The following is a 23,942-nucleotide window of genomic DNA, read 5'->3' as shown; positions in this document are numbered from 1 at the left end:
TTAATAGCTGTTGATGTTGTTAATCAGCGTGGCGCTGATCTTGTGCCCGCCGTCCGGCGCGGCGGCCTGACAGTTGAATTCCATCATGATGCCGCCGGGGCCGGAGATCGGTCGCTTTTGGCGGGGCAGGAACACGCGCGGTAGGGCAAATTTCAGGCTGGCCCCGGTTCGGCTCCAACCGATTTCGCTCAGATTGACGGGCGTTCCGTCAGTAGCCGCATTGAGCAGATCGAGGCTGTCGAAATGCGCTGTAAATCGCAGCATCGCCTGGACCGCCCCGGAAAGGACGCCGCCAATCCGTCCGTCAGAGCGAATCACCTCCAGCGGGGACAGGCCATTGGAGATGGACAGATCGGCCGACACCACATTGCCCAGCGCGACGTTGTCGCGCTTGATGGTGCCGGTCGCCTGGGCGAACCGGGGCCCTTTGACCACCAACGGCGTTCCGGCGACCGAGGTCGAAGTCTGCGCACTTTCGCCCTGTGCGATCATTGATATGGTCGCGTTGAGCATCCCCGATCGCGCCATGGCAATGCGCATCTGGTTGGCGACCGCGCCATAATGCACCGAATAGGATGGCACGTCGGGACTGCCGATCTCGATCGAATGAGCCGGGAGGACGCTGCCGCCAGACTGAAATGCATGCGTAAATGGGCCGGGACCGCTGGTGACCGGTGCGCCGAAGATCGCCGTAAGCCAGACACCGAACGCAGAGACGTCGACGGGCACCACGATATCGCCGGTATTGGTGGCGACGTCATAGGATGGATCCGCGCCCTCGCGCCCCAGACCGAGCTGATCATCTTCGATCAGCGGTCGCTCTTCGCCCATGCTGTGGGAAACGAACGGCAATTTGCGAAACCCCGATGCGGGCGTCACACCATAGGCGGACTCCCCCACGAGATGCATCACGGAATAGATGCCCTGGCCAAAACCCATGGCTTAGCTCCTGTCTTAAAGAGGACTGTCGGTGGTGTAGGTGGCGACGATGTCGAACATCCCGCCCTTTTGCGTCTGTGCGCCAATGGCGTTGATGCTCACCAGTTCCAGGGCGGTGACGTCGATGTAATCGACCAGTCCACCCAAGAAACGGTCCGCCTTGATCGGCGCGGCAATCATGCTGGCCATGCGGTTTAACACCAGGCGCAGCGGCTCTGACGAGCTATAGGCGGCGATCTCCACCGGGATGCGGTGAGAATAATGATAGGTGGCTGGCGACAGGTCGATGTCCGGCTCCGCCAGCTCGCCGTCCCTGATCCATACGGTGCCGCGCGGATCGATGCGTCGGGGTCGATCGCCGCCATCGTCGTCCAGGCCGAGGATGGCGAAATCTGGCACGGCCAGCTTGATCAGGTCCACCACGGCCTTGTCGACGTCATAGCTCTTGGCCATCTCAGCCCCATTTCGCCTGAATGCGCCGCGCGACGTTGTTGGCGCGCTTCTGGGCAGGGCCGTCCAGATCGAACAGCTTCGGCATCCGCACGCCGCGCACGAGATTGAACATCAGCACTGGCTTTGCCTTGCGTGGAGCAGCGCCGCGGCGACCCTGCGTCCGGCCCGGTGTTGCGCGCCGATATCCGCCGGATAGGCCGGATACGACGTCGATGAAGGCAAAGCCTTTGCTGCCCTCGATCACGATGTCGAGTTCGGCGTTGAAATGCAGCTCTACCTCTTCCGGCGACATGCGGGTGCCGTTGGAGCGCTTCGGCGAAGAGCTATAGGAGCCGCCACGGCGGCGCGCGGGGACATTGCGGGTCGGTATCCAAAGCCATTTGGCCCCACCCACCGGCCGAATATACGCGCCGCGCGAGAAAGCATCGATAATGGCCGGGGCATTGCTCCAGATGTACCCTGCCGGGTTCAGGGAGCGTCCGCCCTTCGGATATGTCTCGGACCGCCACGTATTGGCGAGGCGATTGCCCATGCCGGCATCCCGAACCTGGCGGCGATAATCGTCTTTCAGCCCGGCCGTCTCTTCGCCCATGATCTTGGTGATGTCGGCCGCAATCTCGCCCTCTGTGACGTAAAGCTGGTCAGCGAGAGGCGTGCCGATGCGATGCGCTGTGAGCCTCATCGCGAAGGATCGACCGGTTCTGCACCGATGGTCGCACTCAGGCCTTCATTGTCGATCATTGCCTCGCCGGTCAGCCGCAGCTCCTCGACCGGGACAAAGTCGCCGGCGTCGTCCACGGTGCCGACAATCAACGTGTCGCCGTCGAGAAGCTCGGCTACCTGCGCCTTGCGGATTTCTACGACCTGGGAGCCGGTGATGATCTGGGCGTCGCCCATCCGCAGGGGCTGATCTGCGCGACCACGGATGATGCGGACCCCTGTGGTGTGGACTCCATAAATCGACGTATGTTCCGCCGCTTCGGAGCCGGGGGCCATGAAAATGGCGTCCAGCGCCGAAGCGAACGGATCGGACATTAGGCAATCTGACCGGTGAGCAACACCGCGCCGGACGTCTCGCCCGCGCCCGCGCCGACGTTCGAAGCGGCAACGCCGCAGAGCGTGTTGCCGCCAGCCGTGGACGTGAACACCTTGGCGGTGTTGTCCCAGTAGACTTTCGTGGTCCATGCCACCCACGCCTGGCTTGCAGCCTTGGGCGCCGGGTTGAAGATGCCCACGCGCACCCATGCAATTTCTTCACCGGTGGCCGCGCTGACCGATGCGATTGCCACGATCGAGCCGACGAGTGCGCCTGCGCCGCTGGCGACGGGGTAAGGTGCGGGGGCCTGGAAATTATCCCCCAGCTGCTGATAATTCTTCATGACTACGGTCTCCTATCCGGCATGGCCGGGAAAGGCGGATCAGGCCTGAGCCTTGTCCGCGCGATATTTGGTGATGGCGGCGATGACCTCGTCCTTTTTCGTCACGCCGTGGAGCGGGACGCCCTCCTTCGTGACAAGGATGTGGAGATCCGGAAGCGAGAGCTTCTTGAGGTCGGCGGCGCTGTCGTCGTCGCCATCCCCTTCATCGATGTCCGGAAAGTCGGTTGGCTCCCCGTCGAGCAGATTGTTGTCCTTCAGGCGCTTGGCCTCGGTATCGGACGTTGGAATTTCGCCCTCGATCGGATTGCGCAGAACGCCATCGACCGTGGTGGGCTGGGACAGCTTTACGAATTTCATGGTGATGCACTCCGGTAGCGGGGCGGCCCAAGCCGCCCCGACAGTTCAGGCTGGATTGTCAGATCACTGCGCGCCGGGGTTTTTGTAGAGACCCCGATAGTCAAGGACCTTGGCGGTGACGTCCAGGCGGGCCTTGAACTTGATGCCGTCGACCTCGAAGCTCTGATGCGTGTCAGTGAACAGCTCTTCCTGTCCTTCCAGATGCGCCAGCAGGATCGTATCGAACGCATCAGGATCCGCAGCCAGATACCAGCTGTAATCGGTAATGCGCTCATCAACGACCAGCACCAGCTTGCCCGGGAAGGGGTTGACGTTTGCGGTTTGCTGGGCGGTAACGGCCGTGAGGAACTGCTCCGCGGCGGTTTCCTGCAGCGGGCCAACAATCAGGAAGCGAGCGCGAACGGTCATATTTCCGCCTTCGGCCGTTTTCTGCTGCCGCATTGCTGCCCGACCGGCACCGACGTTGGCAACGGTAATCGGCCCGCCTGCGCCAGCAAGATTGCCGTGGCTCGCATGGAACAGAGACACGCCATCCGGCATCGTAGGATTACCGATGAGCTGGCTGTAGACCAGATCAGATTCCAGATCCGCCGCCTTGTTCGCGAACTGCGTCGGGATGCGACCGAAGAGGCCCTTGTCGTCGTTGACGATGGCCTGACGCGAGATCGGAATGATGCGCGCATAGGTCGCCAGCTTGTAGCTGTCGCCGGTATCGGTCAGCGCGCCATGCTTGATTTCGCCGTTTTCGGTGACCAGCAGCAGCGCGGGCGCGTCGCCCATGCCGATGATGGATGCCGGACGGAAATCGGGCAAGCTTCCGGTCGATACGAAGGGCCGGAACGACTGCGGAGCCGCCTCAAATGCACGGCGAACGCGGCGGTTTGCCGCATTGCCGAGCGCAAAGGCAAAATCGCTGGTCGTCAGCGCCCCGCCGCGCATACCGAGCGCTGCGCCAGCCAGTTCCATGCGCCCCATGCCGGTGACGCGAATGCCGGTGCGTTGGCAATAGTCTCGCGACAGCTCCATAAGGGTCAGGCCCCGGAACTCACGGGCGGCATCCGCGCGTTGGTCGTCGATACCAAAGTCAGCAGCGCGGAGGCTGGGATTTGCGGCCAGCAGCAAGGCGTCTTCGACCGCCAGGCGGTAGCCATCGCTTTCGGTTCCCGAGCGTCCAGCGCGGACGTCCGAGGTGGGGCGCGCGCGGGCCTCAATGAGGCGATCGGTCATGCGCGATTGCAGGTCTGCCTCGGTCAGAGGCGTGGTTTCGTTCGCGCGGATCAGTTCAGCCGCAAAGACGCTGCCCAGATCCTCCGACCGCGCGCACAGGTCAAGAATGCGGGAAGCGGGAATGCCCGCCGCGCGATGATCCGCAGCAGGAGGTGCGACAGGGGTAGGCACAGCAGTTTCAGGAGCCGCGCGCTCGGCGGGCGCCGGTGCCGCAGCAGCGGCCGGGGTGGTGGTTACAGCAGGGGCGGCCGCAGCCGCGCCGCCAGCAAGGTTGCGTCGCATGTTATCTTCCTCTTGTGCATCGCCGTGGGAATTTCCCGGATTTGACCGAACCACGGCGTTCGGATCGGCGGGAACTGGGACGAGACTGGCTTCGAGAAGCTCCCAGGCGACGGCGCGCCATGTCTCATGATCATTTTCGTCGGTGGCAGTGATCTGCCATTTGGTCACATGATAGCCGATGGAGATGGCGCGCAGCTCGCCATTGGCGACGCGCTGCTCAATCTCGCGACCGCGATCGGTGTCGGAAAAAGTGAGGGTACCGATGAGCTGGCCACCCTCGATCCGCACGTTGCTGATCGCGCCGATGACGGCGTTGATTTCGTACTGATTGTGGGTGTCCAATAGCGGACACACACCCCGCGATACCCGGCCGAGATCGATCGCCTCGGCGCTGATCTCCAGTTCCTCGGTGAAATAATATCGCCGCACCGGCGAACCAGCTGACAGGATCGCCTCAACCGACCGGCTTGAAGAATTGTAGCTTTCCGAGCGGACGGCAAGATCCCGCGTGCCGCGACCACCGGCTTGCGGTTGCCGGCGCTCTTCTGGATCGACCGGCACCGCCGATGCGCGGGTCATGATGCCGGTCACATTTTCGATCGGCGGGGCGTTCGCAGGCTTACGGCGGCGCGGAGCCTTTCCGTCTGCCGTCAGATGCGCAGAGGTGCGCGGTGCGACCTCCGCAGCATCCTGCGGGGCCGGGTCGGGCTTCTTCATTGCGGATTGCTCCTATCGGGGGGACATCAGGCGACGCGCGATGGCCATCATCATCATGCGGTTCGGATCAGAGGCGTTGGCATCGCCATTGGCGCTGTTGCTGGCCGCGCCCGGGACCATGGGATCGCCGCGAAATGCCAGTTTCAGCCTATTAAGCAGGTCGCGGGCGGTAGCGATCTCTTCCATCATCGGATCATGATCGTAACCGCGGGCATTCAGGAGATTGGCGCGGCTTTCGAGGCCGGCTTCCATCTCAAGAATGTCTGCCATGGCGTCACCCTCGCGGTCGATCGATTCAAACGGCGGCGGCGTCCATTTCACCGGATAGGCGGGCTTGCTGAGATATCCCGATTCCCAGCCGGTGCGTGCAAACCAGCCGAACACGCGGTTGAGGCAGATCGGGATGAATGTCAGATACTGTAGGCGGCCGATGAAGCGCTTATTTTCCAGCGCGCCCGCCTTATAACTGGAGAAGTTCACATTCGACAGGTCGCCGGTCATCTGCTCGTAGGTGACGCCCACGCCAGCGGCGGACGCCAGAAGCGCGATGCGAGCAAGGTCGTTGATGCCGCCCGTCTTGGGCGGATTGGAAAAGGTTATCTGCTCGCCGTCCTCCAGCGTTTCGATCATGCCGGGCACAAACTCTTCGATAGGAGCGCGCTCCTGCGCCTCATCGACAGGAATGCCTATGTTCGGGTCTTCTCCCTCCTGCGCCGGCGGGCGATAGCGGAAGCCAACCAGGCATGCAGCGATGTTGGCCTTGACGACCTCCGCCTCAATACCTTCCTCAACATCACCCAGCCGTTTGACGATCGGCTCAAACAGGCTGACGCCTTCCGTCTGGCCAACCCATTCGCTGTCGAACAGGTGGATGACCTCTTCGGCGGGAAAACGAATCGTCTCGGTGGACGACCAGCGATAGCCTTTGCGCCCCCGGTAAAAATGATAGGCAACCGCACGACCCTCGTCGTCATATTCTATGCCGCGCTCGATATTCAGGCCGTATTTATCGGCGGCGAGCATGCCTTTGTCATAGGTTTGGAGCCGGAGCGGGATAATCCCTGGCGCCTTGATTAGACGTTGGACGATGAACACCTCGCCATCGCGCAGCATGGAGATGGCCCACAGTTTTTGCAGGCCGTAGAGATCGTGCCGGTTGTAATAATCGCACGCGTTAATCCATGCCGCCCAATGATCGCGCATGACCTTTGGGCCCGTCGGGGCTCCGGTGATACCCCAGCCGATGAGACTGTTGAGCAGGGCATTCAGAGCCTTCCGCGCGAACGGGTTTTCGGCGATCAGGCGCAGTATCGTCATCCGGTCGACATAGCGCTTGGGGCGCCCATCGTTCGGATTGCTGCTTACCGTATCGAAGTCCCGATCCTTACCCATGAAGCGACGGCCGGGCCGTGCGCGCGGCGCCGTGCGCTCCAGCATCTTGCGGGCGGCCTGACGGCGCATCCCTGCGACCGGAGAAAGATATCCAACGGTGCGGTCGATCCAGTTCACAGCCTGCCGACCCTTCCGACGATGAAGCGGCGCCGGCCCGTAGTGCCGGGGGCGGGCTTTGCCAGAATGCCGACGATCGCCTCGCGGGCGCGCAGCATGTCGTCCAGGTTTTGATATTCGGTGGACCGACCGTCGGCGAACGTCACCTTGCGGATGCCGCTGCCGATGGCGGTATCGAGGCGATCGAGATCGGATTGCTGGAATGCCATTATCGCCTCCTGTTCATCCAGCTTCCCGAACGCTTTGCGAACTTCGAAGGCTTGGCCTTGGGTGGGGTGGCGGGCACCCCCTCTATAGCAGCAGTGGTCTTCGCCGTTGGTACGGCATCGATCACCGGCGCGGGCGACACGGCATCCACAACGGCGTTCAGTTTCATGCCCAACTGCATCAGGCCCTGAAGTGCGGCGAATGCATACACGCGGCAATCGAGCGCTTCGTTCGCGCGTCCCTTGGGCAAATCCCAGACCGTGAAACGACGGCCCGAAGCGACCTTGGTAATCAGCCGCTCGGACGTCAGCTGCACATACCAGCCCAGGTCCCGGTCGGACGGAAAATGCATATATCCCGGCCCTGGCTCTTCAATGGCCAGCCTGTTGCGAATAGAATCCTTCGCCGCGTTCGTGCCAAGAATGACCGGCTTGAAACGGGAACGGTTTTTCGCACTGGGCCGCGACGTTGGCCAAACCGGAGACCGCTCACCATTTCGGGCACTTTGACCCTTAATTGCCCATATTTTGCGGCCCAGTCGGGCTTTTGCGAACGAATAAACGCGCTGTGTGTGATGTCCGCCAGAATCGATGCAGCCGGCTGTGACTGTAAATTCGCGCCCATCCGCGCGCAGAAAGCGGCGCAGCAATTGGGTATCGACCCGTTTCCAGAAATCATCGGTGGCCGGATCTCCCTCAACGACCTGAAAATCGATAGACCAGCTTTCCTCACCACGGCCCCAGGCCACGAACTCAATCTCGGCCCGGTCATCCTGAATATCTATGCCAGTGGTAACAACGCCAGCGCCTTCGGGAACCTCACCCGGCCACAGTTCGGCCCGCTTCATGAGTGCTTCGGCGGGCACATCCTTCGACGAATGACGGCGATGCGGCTTGCCCAGCTGGGTATTGTCGAACGTGACCCTCTTGTCCGGATCATCCTTGGCGGCCAGCCACTTTGCTGCAATCTTTGGCGGGGCATCTTTTGGCCATGGGCTAAAAAGCTTCGACGCCGTGAACGATGCGTGTTCGTTATCAATCGCCCAACGCCCGCAATCGGTGCATTTGGCGCGATAGACGGCCCATCGGTCAGACTGCCACCAATCCCAGACAACATCCACCGCGCCCGGCGCATTCGGACTGGGGGCCGACTCCGTCCACGCCCGGTGGTATGCCTCCATGGGATCCTGATGCTTCCCGCAGCAGCGGAAGGGTCGGGTCTGGTGCCAGCGCGTCGTGCGAAGCGCCAGCAGGCGCTGGCCTTCCGACCATGCCACGCCGCACGCCTCGCAATGGATCTGCGCGCTTGATGGCTTATGCTCACCGCTGTCTTCGTCCTGCACCCAATGGACGTGCTTGAAGAACTCCAGAAACTGACGATGCCCGCAATCCGGACATACAACGGATGCCTGCCGCTGATCGCCTTCTAAAAAGCTGGCTTCGATGAGGCTTTCGCCCTCGATGGTGGGCGAACAGACGCGCAACGATAACCAGGCGGCAAAGGTCGCCATGCGCTCATCGCCAAGATCGAGCGGCGAACCTTCCCGCGTGATGGGATACTTGTCGATCTCGTCATACATCACGACACGCACCGGCCGACGGGCCAGATTGTCTGGACTGCCCGCTCCGGCAAGCGCGACAAATCCACCAGGAAACGCCTTGTAGAGCAGCGTTTCTTCGGCCGTGCGCGTCTTGCCTGATCCGATCAGCTTGCGAAGGACCGGCGTCGCACGAATGAGCGGTGTGATCCGTTCCTTCGAAAACTGCTCGGCGGCATCTTCTTTGGGCTGGACGATGAGAATAGGCCCGGGATCGAGATGGGCGAAATAGCCCAGCGTGTTCTCGATCATGGCTGTCTTCATCAACTGGGTGCAGACCATCCCGGTGATCTTGTGGACCCCGGGTTCGGTGACTGCCAACATAGCGCCGCGCGCAACCTCAACTGTCGACGTGCGCCAGTTTCCCGATGTGCTGCCCGCCTCCTTTGCGAGCTTCCGATAACGATCTGCCCAGTCGGGCACGCTGATACGTGGCGGCGGCGTCCATGCCCGCGCCATCTCGGCGCGCAGCAGGGTGGCCGTCAGATCACTCGTTGAAATCCGCTTCGGGTTCTCCAAGATCGCTGAGCTGCTGGTGGACATGGACGGCTATGACCTCCACGACCTTATCCGCATCCACACCCAACTCCGCCGCAAGCATCGGCCCGACCTTGGTCGGGAAGTTGATCCATGCGTCCCGCTGGGCGCGCTGCCCCTCAAACAGGACGGAACGGGCAAGGTCGATGTCTATAAGGCTGCCGGCGTCTTTGCGCGCCGCCAGCAGGTGCTTTGCGGCAAGGGCATTTTCTTTGATCCGCTCGGCCATGATGGTGTCGGCATAGGTGCCATTCAGGACATTTGAGAGAAAGTTTTCTGCGTCCTCGGCGAACACCGTTTCGGCGGCGTCAATCTCGTCACCGGCCAGCTGCGCGGACACATCGACCGCGCGGACAGAGGTGCGGACATTTTGCCGGGTGTCCGCACTGATGTCCGCAGTGTCCGCACCGCGCCGATTTTGCTTGCGCCAACCAGTTTTGGCCAGCGCGGGGTCGAGCTTGCCACCTTCAAGAACTGGCAGTTTTCCTGACTTTATTGCGCGACGGACCAGCTTGTCATCGCAGCCATCAAGTCGAGCGAACTCGCGGACAGAGACGGGGATTACAGGTGCGGACATTTGAATGCGGACACCTTTCGGGCCTCATAGCTGCCCCTTTTCCACGCCTTTGCCCCCCGTACTCGCAGTCGGCTGGGAAGGACCCAAAGGGGTGGGGTGGTTCGTTGCCCTGCCGCGCAACAATGTTACGTGTCGGTCCTGCTGGTCGCGGGGTTGGCGGTCACGGTTTGGATACTCGCGTCAGCGCCCTCGCACCAAGGCGCGGACCTGCGCCGCGATCCGCTCGCCATCATCAATGATCCGCTCGACGCGATCATGCGACCGGGATGGCTCGCGCATGTCGAAGGCCAGCATGTGCAGCTCGCTGGCAAGGCGTTCCATCTGATCGGCTGGGCAAGGGCGCTGCTGCATGGGCGCTCCGATGATGAACAGAGATGGAATGCAGTAGCACTATGACGGAAGCGCCCTTCCGTCAGATGGAGGGCGCGGTCAGCATCGGCCATATGGCCCTGATCGGTGCACGCCCCGCTGCATCCCGTGCAGCTAAGCCGCCCTTAGGGCGGTGTTCGCGTGCTGTTCTACATCGGCTGGCGACAGGATGGAAGTGGGAATTTGCGTCGACCATCCGTTGCCAAAGTCCAGGGTGGTGGCGGCAACCGTGCTTCGAATGACAACCCCGGTCATTCCTCCATAGGCGCCGTCCTTCACGCGGGCTTTGCTGTTCTGGGGGAACGCATAGGCGGCGCGCCGCAATGGAGTGCGCTTCGCCTCCAATCGGCGAAGGTTAGACAGATGACGATCGTCCACGATAGGGATGCCGCCAAAGCAATGCAGGACATGGAAAGCCGCGTGAGCTGCGTCCAGCAGGCCAGCGCCGCGCCGTGGCCGCACCGGCATAGCCGCCAGCTGCAACAGTTCGCTAAGGTAGCGCGATGCCGCAAAGACATAGGTCGGCATGATCGGTAGCCGTACCTCACGCTTCACGTTGGCCCGCGGGACGGTGACCTTCCGCGTCTCTATGGGCGTCCAGACTTCAAAGCCGTCCTTCGCCAGCGTTTCCGCCAGGCTGATTGTGGTGCGACCCGACGTCCTCAAAATGCACCACTGTTTGCCCTGTTCAACCATGTCCCGCTCGCTCCGTTCTACTCTTGTTCTTACCGCTTCGACGGGTGCGCCGCCAGCGCCTCGGACATTATTGCGCCCATATCCACCACCTCGCCCTCAGCAACCGGCTGCGTCCAATCACGATCATGCCGAAGGATCATCAACTCGGCGCGGGCGATGCGCGCGGTGCGCGGTCCGGCCACCTTTGCCGCTGCCTTGCGGATCTCTGCGACCGACGGGAAAAAGCCAGCATTGTTGATGATCCAGTCCGACGCAGCTCGGAGATCTATGAGGGGCACGTCGCTCAATGCGCTGGCGTAGATGTCTAGCTTTGCGCCATCGACGCCAGGCTGATCACGCTTGCGTGGCAGGGCTATGGCGAGGCGCGCGACTATCGTGTCGATTTCCTCTTCATCGGCCAGCGGCGGGCGTGCTCCGTCGACATAGGCTTGCAGCGCCGCGCGGCTGACGGGACCGGGAACCTTGAGTTCAAGCACGCTCTGCCTGCTGTTCAACGCGGCGAGCAGCCCGTCGGGCAGCGGCGGCTCGCAATATTCCGTCAGCGCTCTGCTCTGCGGCTGAACCTTGGCCAGTTGACCCATTTCCATTCTCCCGTTTGGCGACGCGCTGGCGCACTGCGCCGCTGAAATATTTGAGGCTGTGGATCGCAGCGGAGGCGGCTGACACGCCGTCCTGCACAGCGCCGCGCATTTCGTCCGGCGAGGCGCCGTGGCTCATCCACTCGCGGACGGTGTCGATGTTCTGGGCTATCCGGCCTGGGGCAAGATGGCCGACGCCAGCCATGCGGGCCAACTCGGCGGTCAGGTCGATGATATCGACCGCGCCCTCGCGCTCATCATCAACAATAATATTTGTCCCTGTCCCTGTCCCTGTCCCTTTCAGCATTGCATCGGGCATGCATGATGCATCCCCATTCGATGCATCATGCATCGCGTATGCTTCTGCATCAGGGTCGGGCATGCTCTGCCAGCGGGCTTTCGCTGCATTGCTGGCGATGGACGCGCGCTTCTCCTTGCGATCGCGATAGGCCAGCTTCTCTTTCCACGCGGCGTTGGCCTGTTCGGCAACGACGGGATGATACAGCCGCCCGTCCGAACATGTGACAAAGCCTCGCAGAGCGCCTGCGCGATGCTTGCGGAACGTCTTCACATCACGGCCCAGTCCGCATAACCGCGCCAGCACCATCTCATCGTCAGGCAAGCTGGCGGCTGGCACCTGATGCCAGGAGGCAGCCCAGAGCAGCACCGCATACCAGCATGCTTCGGGGTGCTCGGTCGCAGCCAGATCGCTGTCGCGCAGCCGGGCGACCTGCAAAGGCATGAAGGGGAAGTCCTGCAAATCGCAATCAGACGATGTAAGCGGTTCAGTTTTGTTGGTCATATCCATCCCCATTCGCGCACGACGTCCAGCGCCTCTTCCGGCTGGCGGATCATCGCCCAGGGGAAGCCCCAGCCGATAAGCATGTCGCGCCAATCTTCCTGATCGTCCGATAGGTCATTGCCGACCTCACGCTTCACCTCCAGGAAGCCGATTTGCAGTTGCTGACGGCCGAAGAGGATCAGGTCGGGGAAGCCGGGCCGCAGGCCATCCTTGCGCAGCGCCGCCATCTGCTTGATGCGCGCCAACTTGTCGCCTGCCAAGTGCGCTCCATTGGGCACCGCGACTGCTTCGATGCGCTGCATAGCGAGCAGGCGGATCGCGCCGCGCTGAACCGGCCGCTCCGCCATACCAGCGGGTGCCGCCCGCTTCCGCCCTGCTGCTGCGCGCGGCGCTTTGAACCACGATGCCGCCACGATGGCCTATTCCATGCCCAGCGCGGCAAGATAGGTCTGGAGGATAGCCTCCATTTCCTGCCGGTCATGGGGCTGCATTTTCCGCAAGCGAATGATCTGGCGCATGATCTTGGTGTCGAACCCGGTCGCCTTAGCTTCCAGCATCACATCCTTCTGATCGTCGCCGATGCCCTTCTTTTCTTCATCCAGCCGCTCCCAGCGCTCGATGAGCAAGCGAAGCTGATCGCCGGCGACATTTCCGTCAGACATTGGACAATTCCTCAAATATGGACCGCTGCGGGTCCGGGTTTGCAGCCTGCCATGCGGCGAGGCGGTGTTCGGCGGCTTCCAGCGCCAATAGGGCGGCCGTCTTTTCGGTCATCGCTGACGCCACCTTCGCTACGGCGCGATCGATGCGCTTGCGACATAGGAGGATCGCTTCCTCCATCTGCTCCGGGCCGACGGGTCGCGGCTCAATCTCCATGGGCGCCCGCATCGGTGACAGCGAACCCCAGATAGGCGCGGGCGAAGTCCTCACGCCGATCCGCCCATTCGGATGGCACGGTGAGCGCATCGGCGGTGCGACTGATCAGTGCCTCGATCTTCTCGGCCAGCCGCGCCGATCCATCCCGCGCAGTAGCTTTGCGTTGGACCAGCTCGTTGTCGCCGATCGGGGGCAGAGCGTCGCGCGCAGGCGCGGCGGCGTGAAAGGCCGGGCGGGTCGGATATCTACGTTCGGAGGTCTTCATTTCTCGTCTCCAGGCGTGGCGAGATGCAGGCCCTGCTCAACCTGCTCGACAAACGCTTCCAGCCGGGTGACCAGGAGCGATCCGCTCTCTGCGTCGACGGCCCCGGCTGCGATGAGGTTGGTGACGGCGGCGATCTGCCACCGGCCGAACTGCGCGATCTGGGCGCGCTCGGCGACGCGGGCCTGCGCAGTCACCTGGGCGAAGGTGCGGCGGCGGTAGCGGCGGCGGGTCATGCTGCGGGCACCGCGGCAGCCCGACGGGCACCCTGCAAAGCGCGCGCATGTCCGTCATAGGCCGCGGCCATGTACTGATAGTGATCTTGCAGGCCACGAAGGGCGAGGGCGAGGGTGAGATCGCCATTTTCGTGCAGCCATGGCGCGCGCTTGCCGAAACCAGCCGAGCGGGCCTTGTACCAATCGCCCTTGCTGTCGGTCGAATAGGTGACTTGCAGGGTCGAGAGCCTGTTGAAGCCGCTGGTTTGTATCCCCGTCGCGGTCAGACAGGTGGCGCCCTTGGTGGCGCGATGCACCGTCCAGCTATAGCCGGGCATGATCTTCGCGAGCATGGCGCGGAAGGCTTTGGTGTCCATCATGCCGACGCCAACCCCTGCGCGGCGGCGAGGCGCGCGCATGCAGTGGCGAAATGCGCCGGGTTCTTCTCGATGCCGATGAAGCTGCGCCCGTCCCGCACCACGGCGACGCCGGTCGATCCCGTCCCCATGAAAGGGTCACAGATGGTGGCGCCTGCCGCGTTGCGGACGATCTTCGTCATCACGTTGTCCGGCTTCACCGTCGGGTGGCTGAATTCCTTGGACCGGCCGACCGGCGCAACGACGTGCCGCTTCTTGTCGGCCAGCTCGCCCTGCGGGTGGAAGCCGCTGTTCCACGCGTGGATGTAGAATTCTGTGTCCGGTTGGTAATGCTTGTTCGCCACCGGCATCGGGTTGGACTTGATCCACGAGCAGATGACGAACCGCTCGAAATTGCCGTCCAGATAGGTAGATAGGGCCGGGATCTGATCGTTGTGGCAGAACACGATCACCGACCCGCAGAGCAGCGGGTTGATGATGTCGTGGCTGAAGCCCTCGTCCAGACCTTCGGCGGCGATCTGGTCGGTATGGCCGCGGGCGGCGCGGAACCGGCCGCCGCCCGATGTGTCGAACGCATAGGGTGGGTCCATCACCAGCGCGGGGAACCAACCCAGGCGGGGGAGGATGTCATAGCAGTCGCCCAGATACAGCGTCGCCGCGCCGATGATCGCGACCGTCGGCGTTGCAGGCAAAGCAATATCGTCCGCAGAACCGGTCATCACCGGCGCTGCACTGGTCGCGCTGTCCATATTCTCACTCCTGGGCGCTGCGGCCCGCTAAATGCCTATTTGATGATGTGCGCCCGAAGGGTCGGGATCAGGGCTTCTGCCCGCTCGGAAAACATCGCCTTCTCACGCGGGTCGATGATGCCGTCAGCCAAGAACTCGTTGCCGTCCGCCACCAGCTGCGACGCTTGGGCGAGAGCGCGGCGCATGCAGGCCGCCTCTTCATCCTCGATGCGCGGCGGCGCGCAGAAGCCCATGGCCGCGTTCACCTTGGCCCACGCGGCGGCGGGCAGTTGGGCGAACACGCGCATCATCATCGGCGCGGGCATCGCGGGCGGCGCCTGCTCGACATAGCTGCGCAGCGTGCCTTCCTTGTCGCCGGTGGCCGCCGCCAGGTCTTCCCAGCTGATGACCTTGCCCCGGCCGACGAACAGGCGGAGCGTGTCGGCGATGACGCGTTTTCCGACCTCGTCCGAAATTGAATGCGTCATTTCCATGGTGAAGCCTTCGCAGGTGCGGCAATCAAGCCGGTATGGAACAGGGAAATCATCAGGCGGCCTCTTGCTGCGCATGCGGGCAATCGCGGACGGAGCAGGCGCGGATGGCCGTGTCGTCCAGGCGGGCGTCACAAGTGGTGCAGAGGGCGGGGCTTGCGGCGGAGAGGCTTGCCGCCCCTCCGCCGGTCGCTACAGTCGGAGATCCTACCCCACCGACTGAAAGGAATGCGGAATGGCTGATACAGTTAACATCGACGCTCTGCCTGATAGCGGAAGCCCGGAACGCGTTGCGTTTGATCTGCTCAAATACCTCGCAAAAGTCACCGATGATGCGCGAAGGACGAAGGTTCTCGATCAATACGCCGAATGCCTTGAAGCCACGGCCGGAAAGCGTGTCGTTTCGAAATGATTTAACGGGCATCGGCTGGCACCTTGTCCGCCGATGCCTTATTAGTCGCGAAATCATAGAAACGCTGTGCATCCACGATCACGCCGCCATCGGCGCGCTCTGGAAGGCGCAGCGCCATGTCGATGCAACGCAGGCGGAGTTTGATGTCGCCGTCGTCCATGATCGGGTTTTCCTTTGGGGCCGGAGGGATGCTGAGTGCGCGGGCGGCCTCCGCCGTATCCTCACCCTCTTTGAAGATGGCGGGTCCGTGGGGCTCGCCATTTCGGAAGAACTGCACCATCGCACCGCCGTCGACCGGTTCAGCGGCGGCGGTAATGCGGCCTGTTCGCGGGCGGGCGCAGCCGTGCGCGAAATCCGGCCCGCTTTCGCCGACGATCAACGACTCTACGGCTGCCCGCCGCTTGCCAAAATACAAATTGCAAGTAAGTGCGCCGATGGCACTGCCGATCGCAGCGGATGCGCATATCAAACCGAGAAATTCGAACGGCGTCATGCGGCCTCCTGCTGGGCGGTCGCTCCAGAAGGCGATGGATATGCGGCCATGAATTCGATGATGCGGCGGCCGGTTCGCAGCGTGACAGAACGATCCCGACGAAGACCGGAAACTAGGTTGCTATCACCCACAGCAAGCCTGCCAAAGGTCGTCGGCGGAATCTCGTGTTCTGCGCAGAATTTGTCTATGCGCGCGAGAACCTCAGCCTCGGTAGGGATCATCTGCTCCATAAATCCTACATAGCCGGATAAATCCTACTATGCAAGTTGGAAACGTCATGCTGGCGCAGTTGGATCGGTTGTGGGATTTCTCCAAAATGGTGGCAGACAATAGTTCCAGAGGCCAGCGGCTCTACGACAGGCTGATGGCGATAAAGCCCCCGGCTTTGAAGGCCACAACATGGGCTGTTGAAGCTGGCGTTAATCGCGCTTTTTTCACCAATTTAAAGGGCAAGGGTGGAAGCGTCCGGAGTGACAGTTTGCATAAGCTACTATCGTATATCGGGAAGTCTGAAGCGGATCTCGCTGGTGAGCCTGATCTTCCGAAAACAAACGCTACACCGGTGCATTTTGAAGGGGCGTCTTTAGTTCAAGTCCGTGAGGATTTGCCGGTTTTTGGAACCGCTCTCGGGGCAGAGATGTTAGTCGAGGGCGAGCGCATCGAGCAGACGATGTTAAACACCGGAGATATCATCGAGTATCGGAAGCGGCCGCCGGTCAGTCACGGTGTTGAGAAGGTGTACGGGCTGTATATCCAGGGTGCGAGCATGTATCCAGCCCACCGCGATGGTGCGTTTATTTTTGCTCAGCGTGACGCGCGTTTGCGCGTCGATGACGACGTGGTTGTTTATCTAAGGCCGAAAGATGACACTGATGATGGCTCCCGGGCTGTCTGCGTGCTTGTGAAAAGGCTTGTGAGGCGATCGGCACAATTCGTTGAGCTTGAACAATACAATCCCGCAAAAATATTCCGGATTGATATGAAGGATGTTCTTCAAATTGATCGAGTTTTAACCACTGACGATTACACATAATAATACGGGGTCGCTCCACAAATAATGGGGTGGTAAATGAGACGAATATACAATTTTATTGTTGCAGTTGCATTAGTCGGATTATCGCAGTCTGTATTGGCTCAGTCTAAAGAGAGCGTCGTGTCGGCGAGCAATGGTGTTGAAGTTTCAGTAAATTCTGATGAATTTGCGGGAAGGCACGAATACACCGCACCCTTGATAAAACTGCCAGACGGTTTCGTGCTTGTTGCCGGGGTAAAGAAGGCGGGCATTTCTGGTGCCGCGTTCTTGACGGGATATCTAGCTTACATCGGCGAATGGCGTCGATATAGCAGCGCTTTGTATCGCGGCGGCAATCCCGCTAAATTCACGAACACTAGCAGGGAGGTTGGCCGTTGCCACTCTTCTCGATACTCCCGGCCGACCTGCACACTATCAGAAGGCTTCAAAATTGAAGTATCTGCTGAGGACATTAGGCAGCATGCGCAAAACGGCACGCTGTCGATTCAAGTAAGGGCCGATGACACATCTACAGTGATGTTGGAGGTGCCTGTTTCCTATTTTGATGCCGTGAATGAAATGTTGAAAAGATAAGAGGGCGCGCCTGAAGCCGGCGTTTGAACATAAAATAAAATAGAATCAACATGGTAGGACAGCCGTGTCGGTTAAATCCAACTTTAGTTTGACAAAGTAGGAAAAGTCCAACTAAAAGCTTCCCATCACCTGACGCGCCGCGCATCCAGCCGGCCGCCACGGTGGGGAGGTTACGATGGCAATCCCATCCTTCATCCATGATCTGATCGCCCGCGGCGCGCTGTTCGTGTCTAACGACAGCGGCGGGAAAGACAGTCAGGCGATGCTTGCAGAACTTTGCGCGCTGGTGCCGGCCGATCAGTTGATCGTGATGCATGCCCATCTGCCCGATGTGGAGTGGGAGGGCTCGGAAGAGCATATCCGCCGCAATGCCGGCGATATCCCGGTAATCATCGCACACGCCGCCTCGACCTTCTTCGAGATGGTCGAGCGGCGGGGCATGTTCCCGTCCCCCAAGAACCGGCAATGCACGTCAGACCTGAAGCGCGGGCCGATCGAGCGGGAAATCCGCCGCTATCTGCAAGCCAATCCCCAGTTCGGTGGCCTGATCGTCAACTGCATGGGCCTTCGCGCCCAGGAGAGTTCCGGCCGCTCCAAGCTCCAGCCGTTCAAGCTCAATGAGCGTAACAGTAAGGCCGGGCGAGAATGGTACGATTGGCTGCCTATCCATGATTGGTCAACGGATCAGGTCTTCGCCCGGATCGCCGCGGCAGGGCAGGAGCCTTTCTGGACCTATGCCAAGGGCATGAAGCGCAAGTCCTGCTGCTTCTGCATTTTCGCAACCGATGAAGATCATACGACGGCCGCCGGCTTGGTCCCGTCGCTATACGGCCGTCTGTGCGCCACCGAGCGCCGCCTGGGCTTCACCCTCTCCATGTCGCAGCGGACGCTGCCTGAAATCACGGGGATCGCAGCATGAGCATTCCATCCTTCAGCATCGGCTCGGCGGCGGCGGAAACGCTCTCCCGCCTGGGCGACATGCACCGCGCGGACGCAACGCCGTTCCGGCCGGTCGATCTGGTCAACATCGCCGAATATGACGCCAGGGAAGCGCACGATCTGCTGCTGACCGACGTCGGCACGGCGCGCGACCTTCTCATTAACGGCGCCAGCCGCATGATCCGCGCCGCGGAGATGCTGGAAACGCATGTTCAGGGCCGTTCTGTCGCCCCGCTGCGGGTGGTGTCGCGATGACCGCCGCTGCCGCCTTCTTCTTCGCCGGTCGCGCGCTGATCATGCTCGCGGGCCTGTGCGCGCTCGGCGTCATTGTGCGCCAGTTCCAGCTGTATGCCGACAAGGCGATCGACGCGCTGCTGATGGGGGAGGGCGAAGATGTCCGCTCCTGACGCTGGCCCGCAGCGCGCCGACATCCACCCGGCCGCGCTCATCGCATTCAGCCTGACCGGCGCTGCGCTTTGGATCGGCATGTTCAAGCTGCTGGCCGCCGCCTGCCAGGCGACCGCCGCCATCATCGGAGGCTGGTGATGCTCGACTTCGCCGCCATCGCCCTGTCGCGCCTCATCCGCATGCGCCGCGACATGCACCTATCCCCCTTGCCTGACATGCGCGTCATCCCCCCGACCGCGCAGCAGGCAGGAGCCTCGGACGGTCTGCCCCTCTCCAAAGGGCCGTCATCTGATCCGCGCGTGTCGGCCGTCGAGGCCGGTCGGCACGCAAACCAGTCATGAGCAAGTTCGGCGGCACCCTCGAAAGCGGCGCGGACGTCATCATCCTGCCGTCGAAATACGGCCCGGCGCACGCGCTCAAGCAGGGCGATGGACGCTATGTGACCTGCCGCCGCCGCGCGGAGACGTGCAAGTTCTGCGCGGAGGATGGCGTCCCACTCTATCCGCCGGACCCGTTCGAAGTCGCCTGCGCCGCGCTGCGCGCCAATTGGGGCAAGCGCTGGGCGGAAAGCCACCGGAACCCGGCCGAACTGGGTAGCGATGAGGTCTGGACCGGCGTCGGCCTGCACATCGTGGCGCTGGCCGACGACAACCCGGCCGATCGCGCCGTGCTGGCCAGCTTTGGCAGCAATGACATCGCCAGCGGCGCGATCGCCGCGATTGTGGCGGTCCACAATGAGATGATTGGGAAAACGGATTGATGGGTGAATTGCTCGGCATCTTCGCGATCATCTGGATTGGCTGGCCGCTCCATTCGATCAGCACCGATTTGCGCGCCCTCCGCAAGATGGCGGAAGACAACGCCACGAGAAAGGCCGCATCGTGACATGGCTCTACATCCCCGCAACATCATGTCCCTCTGCGCTGGCGTTGGAGGCCTCGAACTCGGAATCCTGCTCGCCCTCCATTATCGCGGAGAGGCTGGCCGCGGCATCTGCTACGTGGAGAGGGAAGTTGCAGCAGCCGCAAGCCTGGTCGCGTCGATGGAAGCAGGGTGGCTTCATCCGGCGCCTGTCTGGTCTGACATGCTCACCTTCGACGCTCGACCATGGCGTAGCGTCGTTCATATCCTCGCTTCGGGCGACCCCTGCCAGGACAACAGCGTTGCCGGAAAGCGCGCTGGAGCCGGCGGCGATCGCTTCCTTGCCCCCCAGGTCTGCCGCCTCGCCGAGGAGTGCCGGCCTGATCTTATCTTCCGCGAGAACGTGCCGGGCAATGCTGACGGACAAATCGGGGCCATCGTCCCGACACTGGAGCGACTGGGCTACCGCGTTGCGGCGGGAATATTCAGCTCGGCCGCAGCGGGAAATACCATGCGGCGGGAGCGACTGTTCATCATGGCCGTCCGCGAAGGCGAGCCGCGGGGGCTGGGAGAGGGACATTCATGGGAACGTTTATCCGACGCTTCAGGGAGCGGCGGAGAGTTGGCGCGGTCCGTCGGACATATCGAAGCGCGGCGGGAGCCAGACGCTGGAGAAGCGGATGGCGGGCGGGCATTCGGTCAATCTGGAGGATCGGGCAGAGCATTGGGACGCGCCATCGGTGGCGGTGACGGAAGGATCGCGTCTGACGCGCGGCGGGGATCGATCGGACGAACTGCTGCTGACGGGGCAGGCGATGCAGGCGGCGAAGCGCTGGTCCAGCCCCAAGGCGTCGGACCCGGAGAAGGCCGGGCCGAACATGCGGGGCAGCAAGGGCGATGTTCCGCTGCCTGGTCAAGCGGTGAACTGGCCGGGTCCGACGGCAGCATTGGGATCAAGTGGCGGGTCGGATTGCACGGGAATCAGGCGGGTGGAGAATCTGGCGAGCGCGGCGAAGGCGTGGGCAGCGCCAGCCGCCCAGAACCACAAGGGCAGCAGCGAGGGCAGCATCACGCGCTCGGACGGCAAGTCAAGGGAGGATATCCTGTCGTATCAGGCGGAGCAGTTCTTCCGCCCGCCGTCATCCCCGGCCCAACAGATAGCCGGTGGATCGATGTCCTCGACCGTTTCCCCGAACTCCAACCAGCCCTCAGTGAAGAGGAAGCTCAATCCCATCTTCGTAGAGGCGTTGATGCGATGGCCAACCGGGTTGAGCGGCTTCGAGCGACAGGAAATGGCGTGGACCCGCTGGTGGCTGCTGATGCCTTCCTATCTCTCGGCGCTCGTCTCGGCATCTGACGTGACCGGGCAGGGCAATCTTTTTGGAGAGGCGGCATGACCGATACCGTCGAAACCCTGCGCGCCGAACGCGACGACGCCGATCGCCGCGCCGGAGCCGCCGAGCGCCAGGCCGCAAAACTGCGTTACATGCTTGCCGAAGGACAGGCGGCTATTGCCGTCGTCGTCGCCGGACTATCGGACCCACAGAAGCGCTTGCTCTGCCGCCTCCAGCCGCAGCTGCCAGCAGACGATGACGGGCAGGACTTCACTTATGTTGTGGAAACGCGCGGCGTTGGCCTCGATACCTGCGCGGCGCTCGCCCGGCGCGGGATCATGGTCGGCGGGGAGGGCTATTCATACCAGAACCGCAATCGCGGCTACTGCCGACTGACGCGGCTGGGGTTGCGCATTCGCGATCAGCTATTGGCCGAAAGGGTCGGATGATGGGCCTGGCACTTGAAAAGCTGCCCGACTGGCCAGCCGGAATGACGCACGACCTGGCGCTGTCCTACACCGGCGTCAGCGGCGACCAGATGAAGGAATGGGAGCGCACCGGCCGCGTGCGCTTCCGCGCGCGCGGGCCGCGCGGCCAGCGCATCGCATGGAAGACCGATCTCGACGCGGCGCTGGCCGACCTGTTCGGCTCCGAGGGCAAGGGCGGCATCGAACTGTAATGGGCCAGGCGATCGTCAAGCTACCTGCCTACGTAACCCGCGTGAAACTCGCGTCGGGCGAGCATGCCTATTACTGGAAATTGCCGCATTGGGCGACCGACAAGGATCCGAAGACGGGCGCGCGCACCCCGACCGTGCGACATGGCTTTCCTTGCCCGGTCGAATCCTGCGCGCTCGGCACCGGCCATGATGCCGCGGTCGCCAAGGCGGAGGGCCTGAACGAGACGCTGAAAGAATGGCGCCTGGGCGCGGAGCGCAAGACGCTCAAGCCCGGCTCCATCGCCTGGCTGTTCAAATGGTATCGCGATCAGGAGCGCTTCACCGATCTGAAGCCGAAGACGCAGCGCGACTATCGACGGCTGATGGAGATCGTCGCCGCCTTCCCGACGCGCGCTGGCGGCACCCTGGGCAACCGCAAGGCCGCCGACATGGACGGCGAGACGGCCGACACGCTCTATCGCAAGCTGCGCGAGAAGGGCGAACGCGAGGCCGCCTATTGCATGCAGGTCTGCCGCCTCGTCTGGAAATGGGCCGTCCGCCACAAGCGCACGACCGGCGTGAAGGACAACCCGTTCGCGGGCATGGGGATCAAGAGCACGCCAGCCGGTGAGAACCGGCCGACGACGCGCGCCGAATATGACCTCTATCGTGAAACGGCGCGGGGGATGGGCTATCAGAACATGGCCGCCGCCGCCGCGCTCTGTTTCGAGGCGTGCCAGCGCGTCAGCCAGGTCTTTGGCTTCTGGCCTGACGAGGAGGCGGTGAAGGAGGGGCGCGATCCGCCGGCGGGCCTGCAATGGTCCGTCTATAAGCCTGGGGTCGCCATGGCGCTCGTGCAGCGCAAGACGGGCAACCCTGTGTGGCTGGATCTGGCGATCGAGGTCGAGGGGGAGGCGGTGCAGCTTTACCCCGATCTGGAGCGCGAGCTGATGGACCTGCGCGAGCGCGCGGTGCGGGATGAGTTCGGCCAGCCGGTCGGACCGATTATCGTGGATGAGCGCAACGGCCAGCCGTTCGATCAGCGTTGGATGTCCACCGTGCATCGCAGGATCTGCACCAAGGCGGGGCTGCCCAAGGCCATGACGTTCACCGGGTTCCGGCACGGCGGGATCACCGAGATCGGCGATTCGGGTGAAGCCGACGTCCGGCCGATCAGCGGTCACAAGACGCTGGCGCAGACGCGCACCTACAACAAGGCGACGGCCGAAAAGGGGCGGCGCATCGCCCTCAAGCGCCGCGAACATATCCAGGCGCTCGGCGAGCGCGATGATAAGGAACCCAAGCCATGACCGACACCACCACCCCCGCGCAGGATTTGCGGAGCGCGCTGGAGCCTGATGAAACGGGCTTTTCGGACGCTGAGTGCCTAGCGATCTTGCTGGACGGCTACGGCCGCGACGCCGAGAGGAGTAAGTTGCCTGAAACGGCGAAATCTTTTGACAGGGCGGCTTGGCTGATCCGAGCCATGGCCGCCGCCCTCGCCCAACCCGCAGAAAACGTGAAGGGTGGGGATGTGGCGGCGATGCGGGAGGCGGCTGCGAAGGTAGCGGAGAGCATCTACTGTGTTGGCGATCACCTTTGTCGTGACGAAGCCGCATCGAATATCGCCAAAGCAATCCGCGCCCTTCCTATCCCAGCCGCAGAGGAAAAGGCGGCGGGCATAGACCTGAGCCGCGAAGAAACATGCCCGCTCTGCGAAGGCCGAGAGATGGCATCCGGTGAATTTTGCATAGCCGGTTGTCGCAACGGCATAGTCCTTTGGACAACTGCCAACGTGCTTCGGAATATCAAGCCTTGGATCGATAGCGACCAGCGCAAGATTGCCGAACTGCGCCAAGCACTATCCCCCGCCGCCCATGCCGATGTGCGGGAGGCTGGGCAATTCCTCCTGGACCGGCTTGTTGACCATGAAGTGCGCATGAAATCTGAGAATGATGCGCGGGAGTGGTCGGGCCATGTGACGCCTGCGATGGCCCGTTTCCGTGCCGCCCTCTCCACCCCGCCCGCCCCTCTGGACGAGGGGGAGGCGAAGTGA

At 62.4% G+C, this 23,942-nt stretch carries 40 protein-coding genes and 1 pseudogene; 16 read left to right on the top strand and 25 right to left on the bottom strand.

The features are described 5' to 3' along the window. The 23 genes from CEQ44_RS15340 to CEQ44_RS15235 all read right to left on the bottom strand — a co-directional run bounded on the left by CEQ44_RS15340 (nt 1) and on the right by CEQ44_RS15235 (nt 15,178). The gene (locus tag CEQ44_RS15340) at nt 1-939 is read right to left on the bottom strand and encodes a phage tail tube protein (protein ID WP_088183582.1); all 939 of its coding nucleotides are present in this window, start codon (nt 937-939) and stop codon (nt 1-3) included. A gap of 15 nt (nt 940-954) precedes the next feature. After that, entirely contained in the window at nt 955-1,392 is a 438-nt protein-coding gene (locus tag CEQ44_RS15335) for a hypothetical protein (RefSeq protein ID WP_088183583.1), read from the bottom strand. 1 nt (nt 1,393) lies between these two features. Further along, nucleotides 1,394-2,074 carry a DUF6441 family protein gene (locus CEQ44_RS15330; protein ID WP_088183584.1) on the bottom strand — a complete coding sequence of 227 codons (681 nt, stop codon included), beginning with the start codon at nt 2,072-2,074 and terminating at the stop codon, nt 1,394-1,396. Further along, complete coding sequence (locus tag CEQ44_RS15325) at nt 2,071-2,427, bottom strand: hypothetical protein (RefSeq protein WP_088183586.1); 357 nt, start codon at nt 2,425-2,427, stop codon at nt 2,071-2,073. Before CEQ44_RS15325 ends, CEQ44_RS15330 begins: the two co-directional genes overlap by 4 nt. Further along, nucleotides 2,427-2,771, bottom strand: a complete 345-nt coding sequence (locus tag CEQ44_RS15320) for a DUF2190 family protein (protein WP_088183587.1) — start codon at nt 2,769-2,771, stop codon at nt 2,427-2,429. Before CEQ44_RS15320 ends, CEQ44_RS15325 begins: the two co-directional genes overlap by 1 nt. A gap of 39 nt (nt 2,772-2,810) precedes the next feature. After that, complete coding sequence (locus tag CEQ44_RS15315; RefSeq protein ID WP_088183589.1) at nt 2,811-3,128, bottom strand: hypothetical protein; 318 nt, start codon at nt 3,126-3,128, stop codon at nt 2,811-2,813. A 63-nt stretch (nt 3,129-3,191) separates the two neighbouring features. After that, the gene (locus CEQ44_RS15310; protein WP_176401079.1) at nt 3,192-5,228 is read right to left on the bottom strand and encodes a prohead protease/major capsid protein fusion protein; all 2,037 of its coding nucleotides are present in this window, start codon (nt 5,226-5,228) and stop codon (nt 3,192-3,194) included. A gap of 138 nt (nt 5,229-5,366) precedes the next feature. Further along, nucleotides 5,367-6,863, bottom strand: coding sequence for a phage portal protein (locus tag CEQ44_RS15305; protein ID WP_088183593.1), 1,497 nt, complete (start codon nt 6,861-6,863; stop codon nt 5,367-5,369). Next, entirely contained in the window at nt 6,860-7,072 is a 213-nt protein-coding gene (locus CEQ44_RS15300; protein ID WP_088183594.1) for a phage head-tail joining protein, read from the bottom strand. The genes CEQ44_RS15305 and CEQ44_RS15300 overlap by 4 nt, the downstream gene beginning before the upstream one ends. Next, nucleotides 7,072-9,210 carry a phage terminase large subunit family protein gene (locus CEQ44_RS15295; protein ID WP_254913683.1) on the bottom strand — a complete coding sequence of 713 codons (2,139 nt, stop codon included), beginning with the start codon at nt 9,208-9,210 and terminating at the stop codon, nt 7,072-7,074. The genes CEQ44_RS15300 and CEQ44_RS15295 overlap by 1 nt, the downstream gene beginning before the upstream one ends. Then, the gene (locus CEQ44_RS15290) at nt 9,155-9,781 is read right to left on the bottom strand and encodes a hypothetical protein (RefSeq protein WP_088183596.1); all 627 of its coding nucleotides are present in this window, start codon (nt 9,779-9,781) and stop codon (nt 9,155-9,157) included. Before CEQ44_RS15290 ends, CEQ44_RS15295 begins: the two co-directional genes overlap by 56 nt. A gap of 180 nt (nt 9,782-9,961) precedes the next feature. Continuing rightward, nucleotides 9,962-10,132: a hypothetical protein gene (locus CEQ44_RS24490; RefSeq protein WP_176400279.1), complete on the bottom strand. Its 171-nt coding sequence runs from the start codon at nt 10,130-10,132 to the stop codon at nt 9,962-9,964. Nucleotides 10,133-10,264: 132 nt separating this feature from the next. Further along, nucleotides 10,265-10,846: a transcription termination/antitermination NusG family protein gene (locus tag CEQ44_RS15285; RefSeq protein WP_088190819.1), complete on the bottom strand. Its 582-nt coding sequence runs from the start codon at nt 10,844-10,846 to the stop codon at nt 10,265-10,267. 29 nt (nt 10,847-10,875) lie between these two features. Beyond that, nucleotides 10,876-11,322, bottom strand: a complete 447-nt coding sequence (locus CEQ44_RS15280) for a hypothetical protein (RefSeq protein WP_088190821.1) — start codon at nt 11,320-11,322, stop codon at nt 10,876-10,878. Further along, nucleotides 11,315-12,232 (bottom strand): DUF1376 domain-containing protein, encoded by a 918-nt coding sequence (locus CEQ44_RS15275; RefSeq protein ID WP_217895005.1) that lies wholly within the window; start codon nt 12,230-12,232, stop codon nt 11,315-11,317. Before CEQ44_RS15275 ends, CEQ44_RS15280 begins: the two co-directional genes overlap by 8 nt. Further along, entirely contained in the window at nt 12,223-12,639 is a 417-nt protein-coding gene (locus tag CEQ44_RS15270; RefSeq protein WP_088201711.1) for a VRR-NUC domain-containing protein, read from the bottom strand. The genes CEQ44_RS15275 and CEQ44_RS15270 overlap by 10 nt, the downstream gene beginning before the upstream one ends. Nucleotides 12,640-12,645: 6 nt before the next feature. After that, entirely contained in the window at nt 12,646-12,888 is a 243-nt protein-coding gene (locus tag CEQ44_RS15265) for a DUF2312 domain-containing protein (protein ID WP_069066445.1), read from the bottom strand. After that, complete coding sequence (locus tag CEQ44_RS15260; RefSeq protein WP_088201819.1) at nt 12,881-13,102, bottom strand: hypothetical protein; 222 nt, start codon at nt 13,100-13,102, stop codon at nt 12,881-12,883. Before CEQ44_RS15260 ends, CEQ44_RS15265 begins: the two co-directional genes overlap by 8 nt. After that, nucleotides 13,092-13,367 carry a hypothetical protein gene (locus tag CEQ44_RS15255; protein ID WP_088183606.1) on the bottom strand — a complete coding sequence of 92 codons (276 nt, stop codon included), beginning with the start codon at nt 13,365-13,367 and terminating at the stop codon, nt 13,092-13,094. Before CEQ44_RS15255 ends, CEQ44_RS15260 begins: the two co-directional genes overlap by 11 nt. After that, a complete protein-coding gene (locus CEQ44_RS15250) occupies nt 13,364-13,600 on the bottom strand; it encodes a hypothetical protein (protein WP_088183608.1) in 237 nt (78 codons plus the stop codon). The genes CEQ44_RS15255 and CEQ44_RS15250 overlap by 4 nt, the downstream gene beginning before the upstream one ends. Continuing rightward, a complete protein-coding gene (locus tag CEQ44_RS15245; protein ID WP_140419311.1) occupies nt 13,597-13,959 on the bottom strand; it encodes a hypothetical protein in 363 nt (120 codons plus the stop codon). The genes CEQ44_RS15250 and CEQ44_RS15245 overlap by 4 nt, the downstream gene beginning before the upstream one ends. After that, nucleotides 13,956-14,705, bottom strand: coding sequence for a site-specific DNA-methyltransferase (locus CEQ44_RS15240; protein WP_254913684.1), 750 nt, complete (start codon nt 14,703-14,705; stop codon nt 13,956-13,958). The genes CEQ44_RS15245 and CEQ44_RS15240 overlap by 4 nt, the downstream gene beginning before the upstream one ends. A gap of 35 nt (nt 14,706-14,740) precedes the next feature. Further along, nucleotides 14,741-15,178, bottom strand: a complete 438-nt coding sequence (locus CEQ44_RS15235) for a hypothetical protein (RefSeq protein ID WP_088183612.1) — start codon at nt 15,176-15,178, stop codon at nt 14,741-14,743. Nucleotides 15,179-15,410: 232 nt separating this feature from the next. Here CEQ44_RS15235 and CEQ44_RS24485 point away from each other — a divergent pair, with 232 nt between their 5' ends. Then, nucleotides 15,411-15,587 carry a hypothetical protein gene (locus tag CEQ44_RS24485; RefSeq protein ID WP_176400283.1) on the top strand — a complete coding sequence of 59 codons (177 nt, stop codon included), beginning with the start codon at nt 15,411-15,413 and terminating at the stop codon, nt 15,585-15,587. A 1-nt stretch (nt 15,588) separates the two neighbouring features. On the opposite strand, the gene CEQ44_RS15230 is transcribed toward CEQ44_RS24485, so the two are convergent. Both CEQ44_RS15230 and CEQ44_RS15225 read right to left on the bottom strand, forming a co-directional pair. Next, nucleotides 15,589-16,080, bottom strand: a complete 492-nt coding sequence (locus CEQ44_RS15230) for a hypothetical protein (RefSeq protein WP_088183613.1) — start codon at nt 16,078-16,080, stop codon at nt 15,589-15,591. Next, nucleotides 16,077-16,310: a hypothetical protein gene (locus CEQ44_RS15225; RefSeq protein ID WP_088183614.1), complete on the bottom strand. Its 234-nt coding sequence runs from the start codon at nt 16,308-16,310 to the stop codon at nt 16,077-16,079. Before CEQ44_RS15225 ends, CEQ44_RS15230 begins: the two co-directional genes overlap by 4 nt. Nucleotides 16,311-16,357: 47 nt before the next feature. Here CEQ44_RS15225 and CEQ44_RS15220 point away from each other — a divergent pair, with 47 nt between their 5' ends. From CEQ44_RS15220 to CEQ44_RS15175, 15 genes and pseudogenes are all read left to right on the top strand, one after another. After that, nucleotides 16,358-17,113: a LexA family transcriptional regulator gene (locus CEQ44_RS15220; protein WP_176400284.1), complete on the top strand. Its 756-nt coding sequence runs from the start codon at nt 16,358-16,360 to the stop codon at nt 17,111-17,113. A 120-nt stretch (nt 17,114-17,233) separates the two neighbouring features. Beyond that, nucleotides 17,234-17,686, top strand: coding sequence for a hypothetical protein (locus CEQ44_RS24060; protein WP_140419448.1), 453 nt, complete (start codon nt 17,234-17,236; stop codon nt 17,684-17,686). Nucleotides 17,687-17,861: 175 nt separating this feature from the next. Further along, on the top strand, nt 17,862-18,605 hold the full coding sequence (locus tag CEQ44_RS15215) for a phosphoadenosine phosphosulfate reductase family protein (protein ID WP_088183617.1): 744 nt from the start codon (nt 17,862-17,864) through the stop codon (nt 18,603-18,605). Beyond that, nucleotides 18,602-18,880, top strand: coding sequence for a hypothetical protein (locus CEQ44_RS15210; protein WP_088183618.1), 279 nt, complete (start codon nt 18,602-18,604; stop codon nt 18,878-18,880). Before CEQ44_RS15215 ends, CEQ44_RS15210 begins: the two co-directional genes overlap by 4 nt. Continuing rightward, a complete protein-coding gene (locus tag CEQ44_RS24480) occupies nt 18,877-19,032 on the top strand; it encodes a hypothetical protein (RefSeq protein ID WP_176400285.1) in 156 nt (51 codons plus the stop codon). Before CEQ44_RS15210 ends, CEQ44_RS24480 begins: the two co-directional genes overlap by 4 nt. Further along, nucleotides 19,019-19,171, top strand: a complete 153-nt coding sequence (locus CEQ44_RS24475) for a hypothetical protein (protein WP_176400286.1) — start codon at nt 19,019-19,021, stop codon at nt 19,169-19,171. Before CEQ44_RS24480 ends, CEQ44_RS24475 begins: the two co-directional genes overlap by 14 nt. Beyond that, on the top strand, nt 19,171-19,374 hold the full coding sequence (locus tag CEQ44_RS15205) for a hypothetical protein (RefSeq protein ID WP_088183620.1): 204 nt from the start codon (nt 19,171-19,173) through the stop codon (nt 19,372-19,374). Before CEQ44_RS24475 ends, CEQ44_RS15205 begins: the two co-directional genes overlap by 1 nt. Then, nucleotides 19,371-19,793, top strand: coding sequence for a hypothetical protein (locus tag CEQ44_RS15200; RefSeq protein ID WP_088183622.1), 423 nt, complete (start codon nt 19,371-19,373; stop codon nt 19,791-19,793). Before CEQ44_RS15205 ends, CEQ44_RS15200 begins: the two co-directional genes overlap by 4 nt. Next, entirely contained in the window at nt 19,793-19,918 is a 126-nt protein-coding gene (locus CEQ44_RS25125) for a hypothetical protein (RefSeq protein ID WP_254913685.1), read from the top strand. The genes CEQ44_RS15200 and CEQ44_RS25125 overlap by 1 nt, the downstream gene beginning before the upstream one ends. A 1-nt stretch (nt 19,919) precedes the next feature. Then, nucleotides 19,920-20,438: pseudogene (locus tag CEQ44_RS25400) on the top strand (DNA cytosine methyltransferase); the annotation flags it as partial. Nucleotides 20,439-20,574: 136 nt separating this feature from the next. After that, nucleotides 20,575-21,291 (top strand): hypothetical protein, encoded by a 717-nt coding sequence (locus CEQ44_RS25120; protein WP_254913687.1) that lies wholly within the window; start codon nt 20,575-20,577, stop codon nt 21,289-21,291. Further along, nucleotides 21,288-21,677 (top strand): hypothetical protein, encoded by a 390-nt coding sequence (locus CEQ44_RS15190; RefSeq protein ID WP_088183625.1) that lies wholly within the window; start codon nt 21,288-21,290, stop codon nt 21,675-21,677. Before CEQ44_RS25120 ends, CEQ44_RS15190 begins: the two co-directional genes overlap by 4 nt. Next, the gene (locus tag CEQ44_RS15185) at nt 21,674-21,907 is read left to right on the top strand and encodes a hypothetical protein (protein WP_254913688.1); all 234 of its coding nucleotides are present in this window, start codon (nt 21,674-21,676) and stop codon (nt 21,905-21,907) included. The genes CEQ44_RS15190 and CEQ44_RS15185 overlap by 4 nt, the downstream gene beginning before the upstream one ends. After that, the gene (locus CEQ44_RS15180; RefSeq protein WP_088183628.1) at nt 21,907-23,196 is read left to right on the top strand and encodes a hypothetical protein; all 1,290 of its coding nucleotides are present in this window, start codon (nt 21,907-21,909) and stop codon (nt 23,194-23,196) included. The genes CEQ44_RS15185 and CEQ44_RS15180 overlap by 1 nt, the downstream gene beginning before the upstream one ends. Further along, the gene (locus CEQ44_RS15175; protein ID WP_088183629.1) at nt 23,193-23,942 is read left to right on the top strand and encodes a hypothetical protein; all 750 of its coding nucleotides are present in this window, start codon (nt 23,193-23,195) and stop codon (nt 23,940-23,942) included. Before CEQ44_RS15180 ends, CEQ44_RS15175 begins: the two co-directional genes overlap by 4 nt.

It is taken from the genome of Sphingobium sp. Z007 (genome assembly GCF_900013425.1).
Taxonomy (GTDB): domain Bacteria; phylum Pseudomonadota; class Alphaproteobacteria; order Sphingomonadales; family Sphingomonadaceae; genus Sphingobium.
Note: the sequence above shows the minus strand (reverse complement) of the source record. Positions and strands in the feature narration are given on the sequence as shown.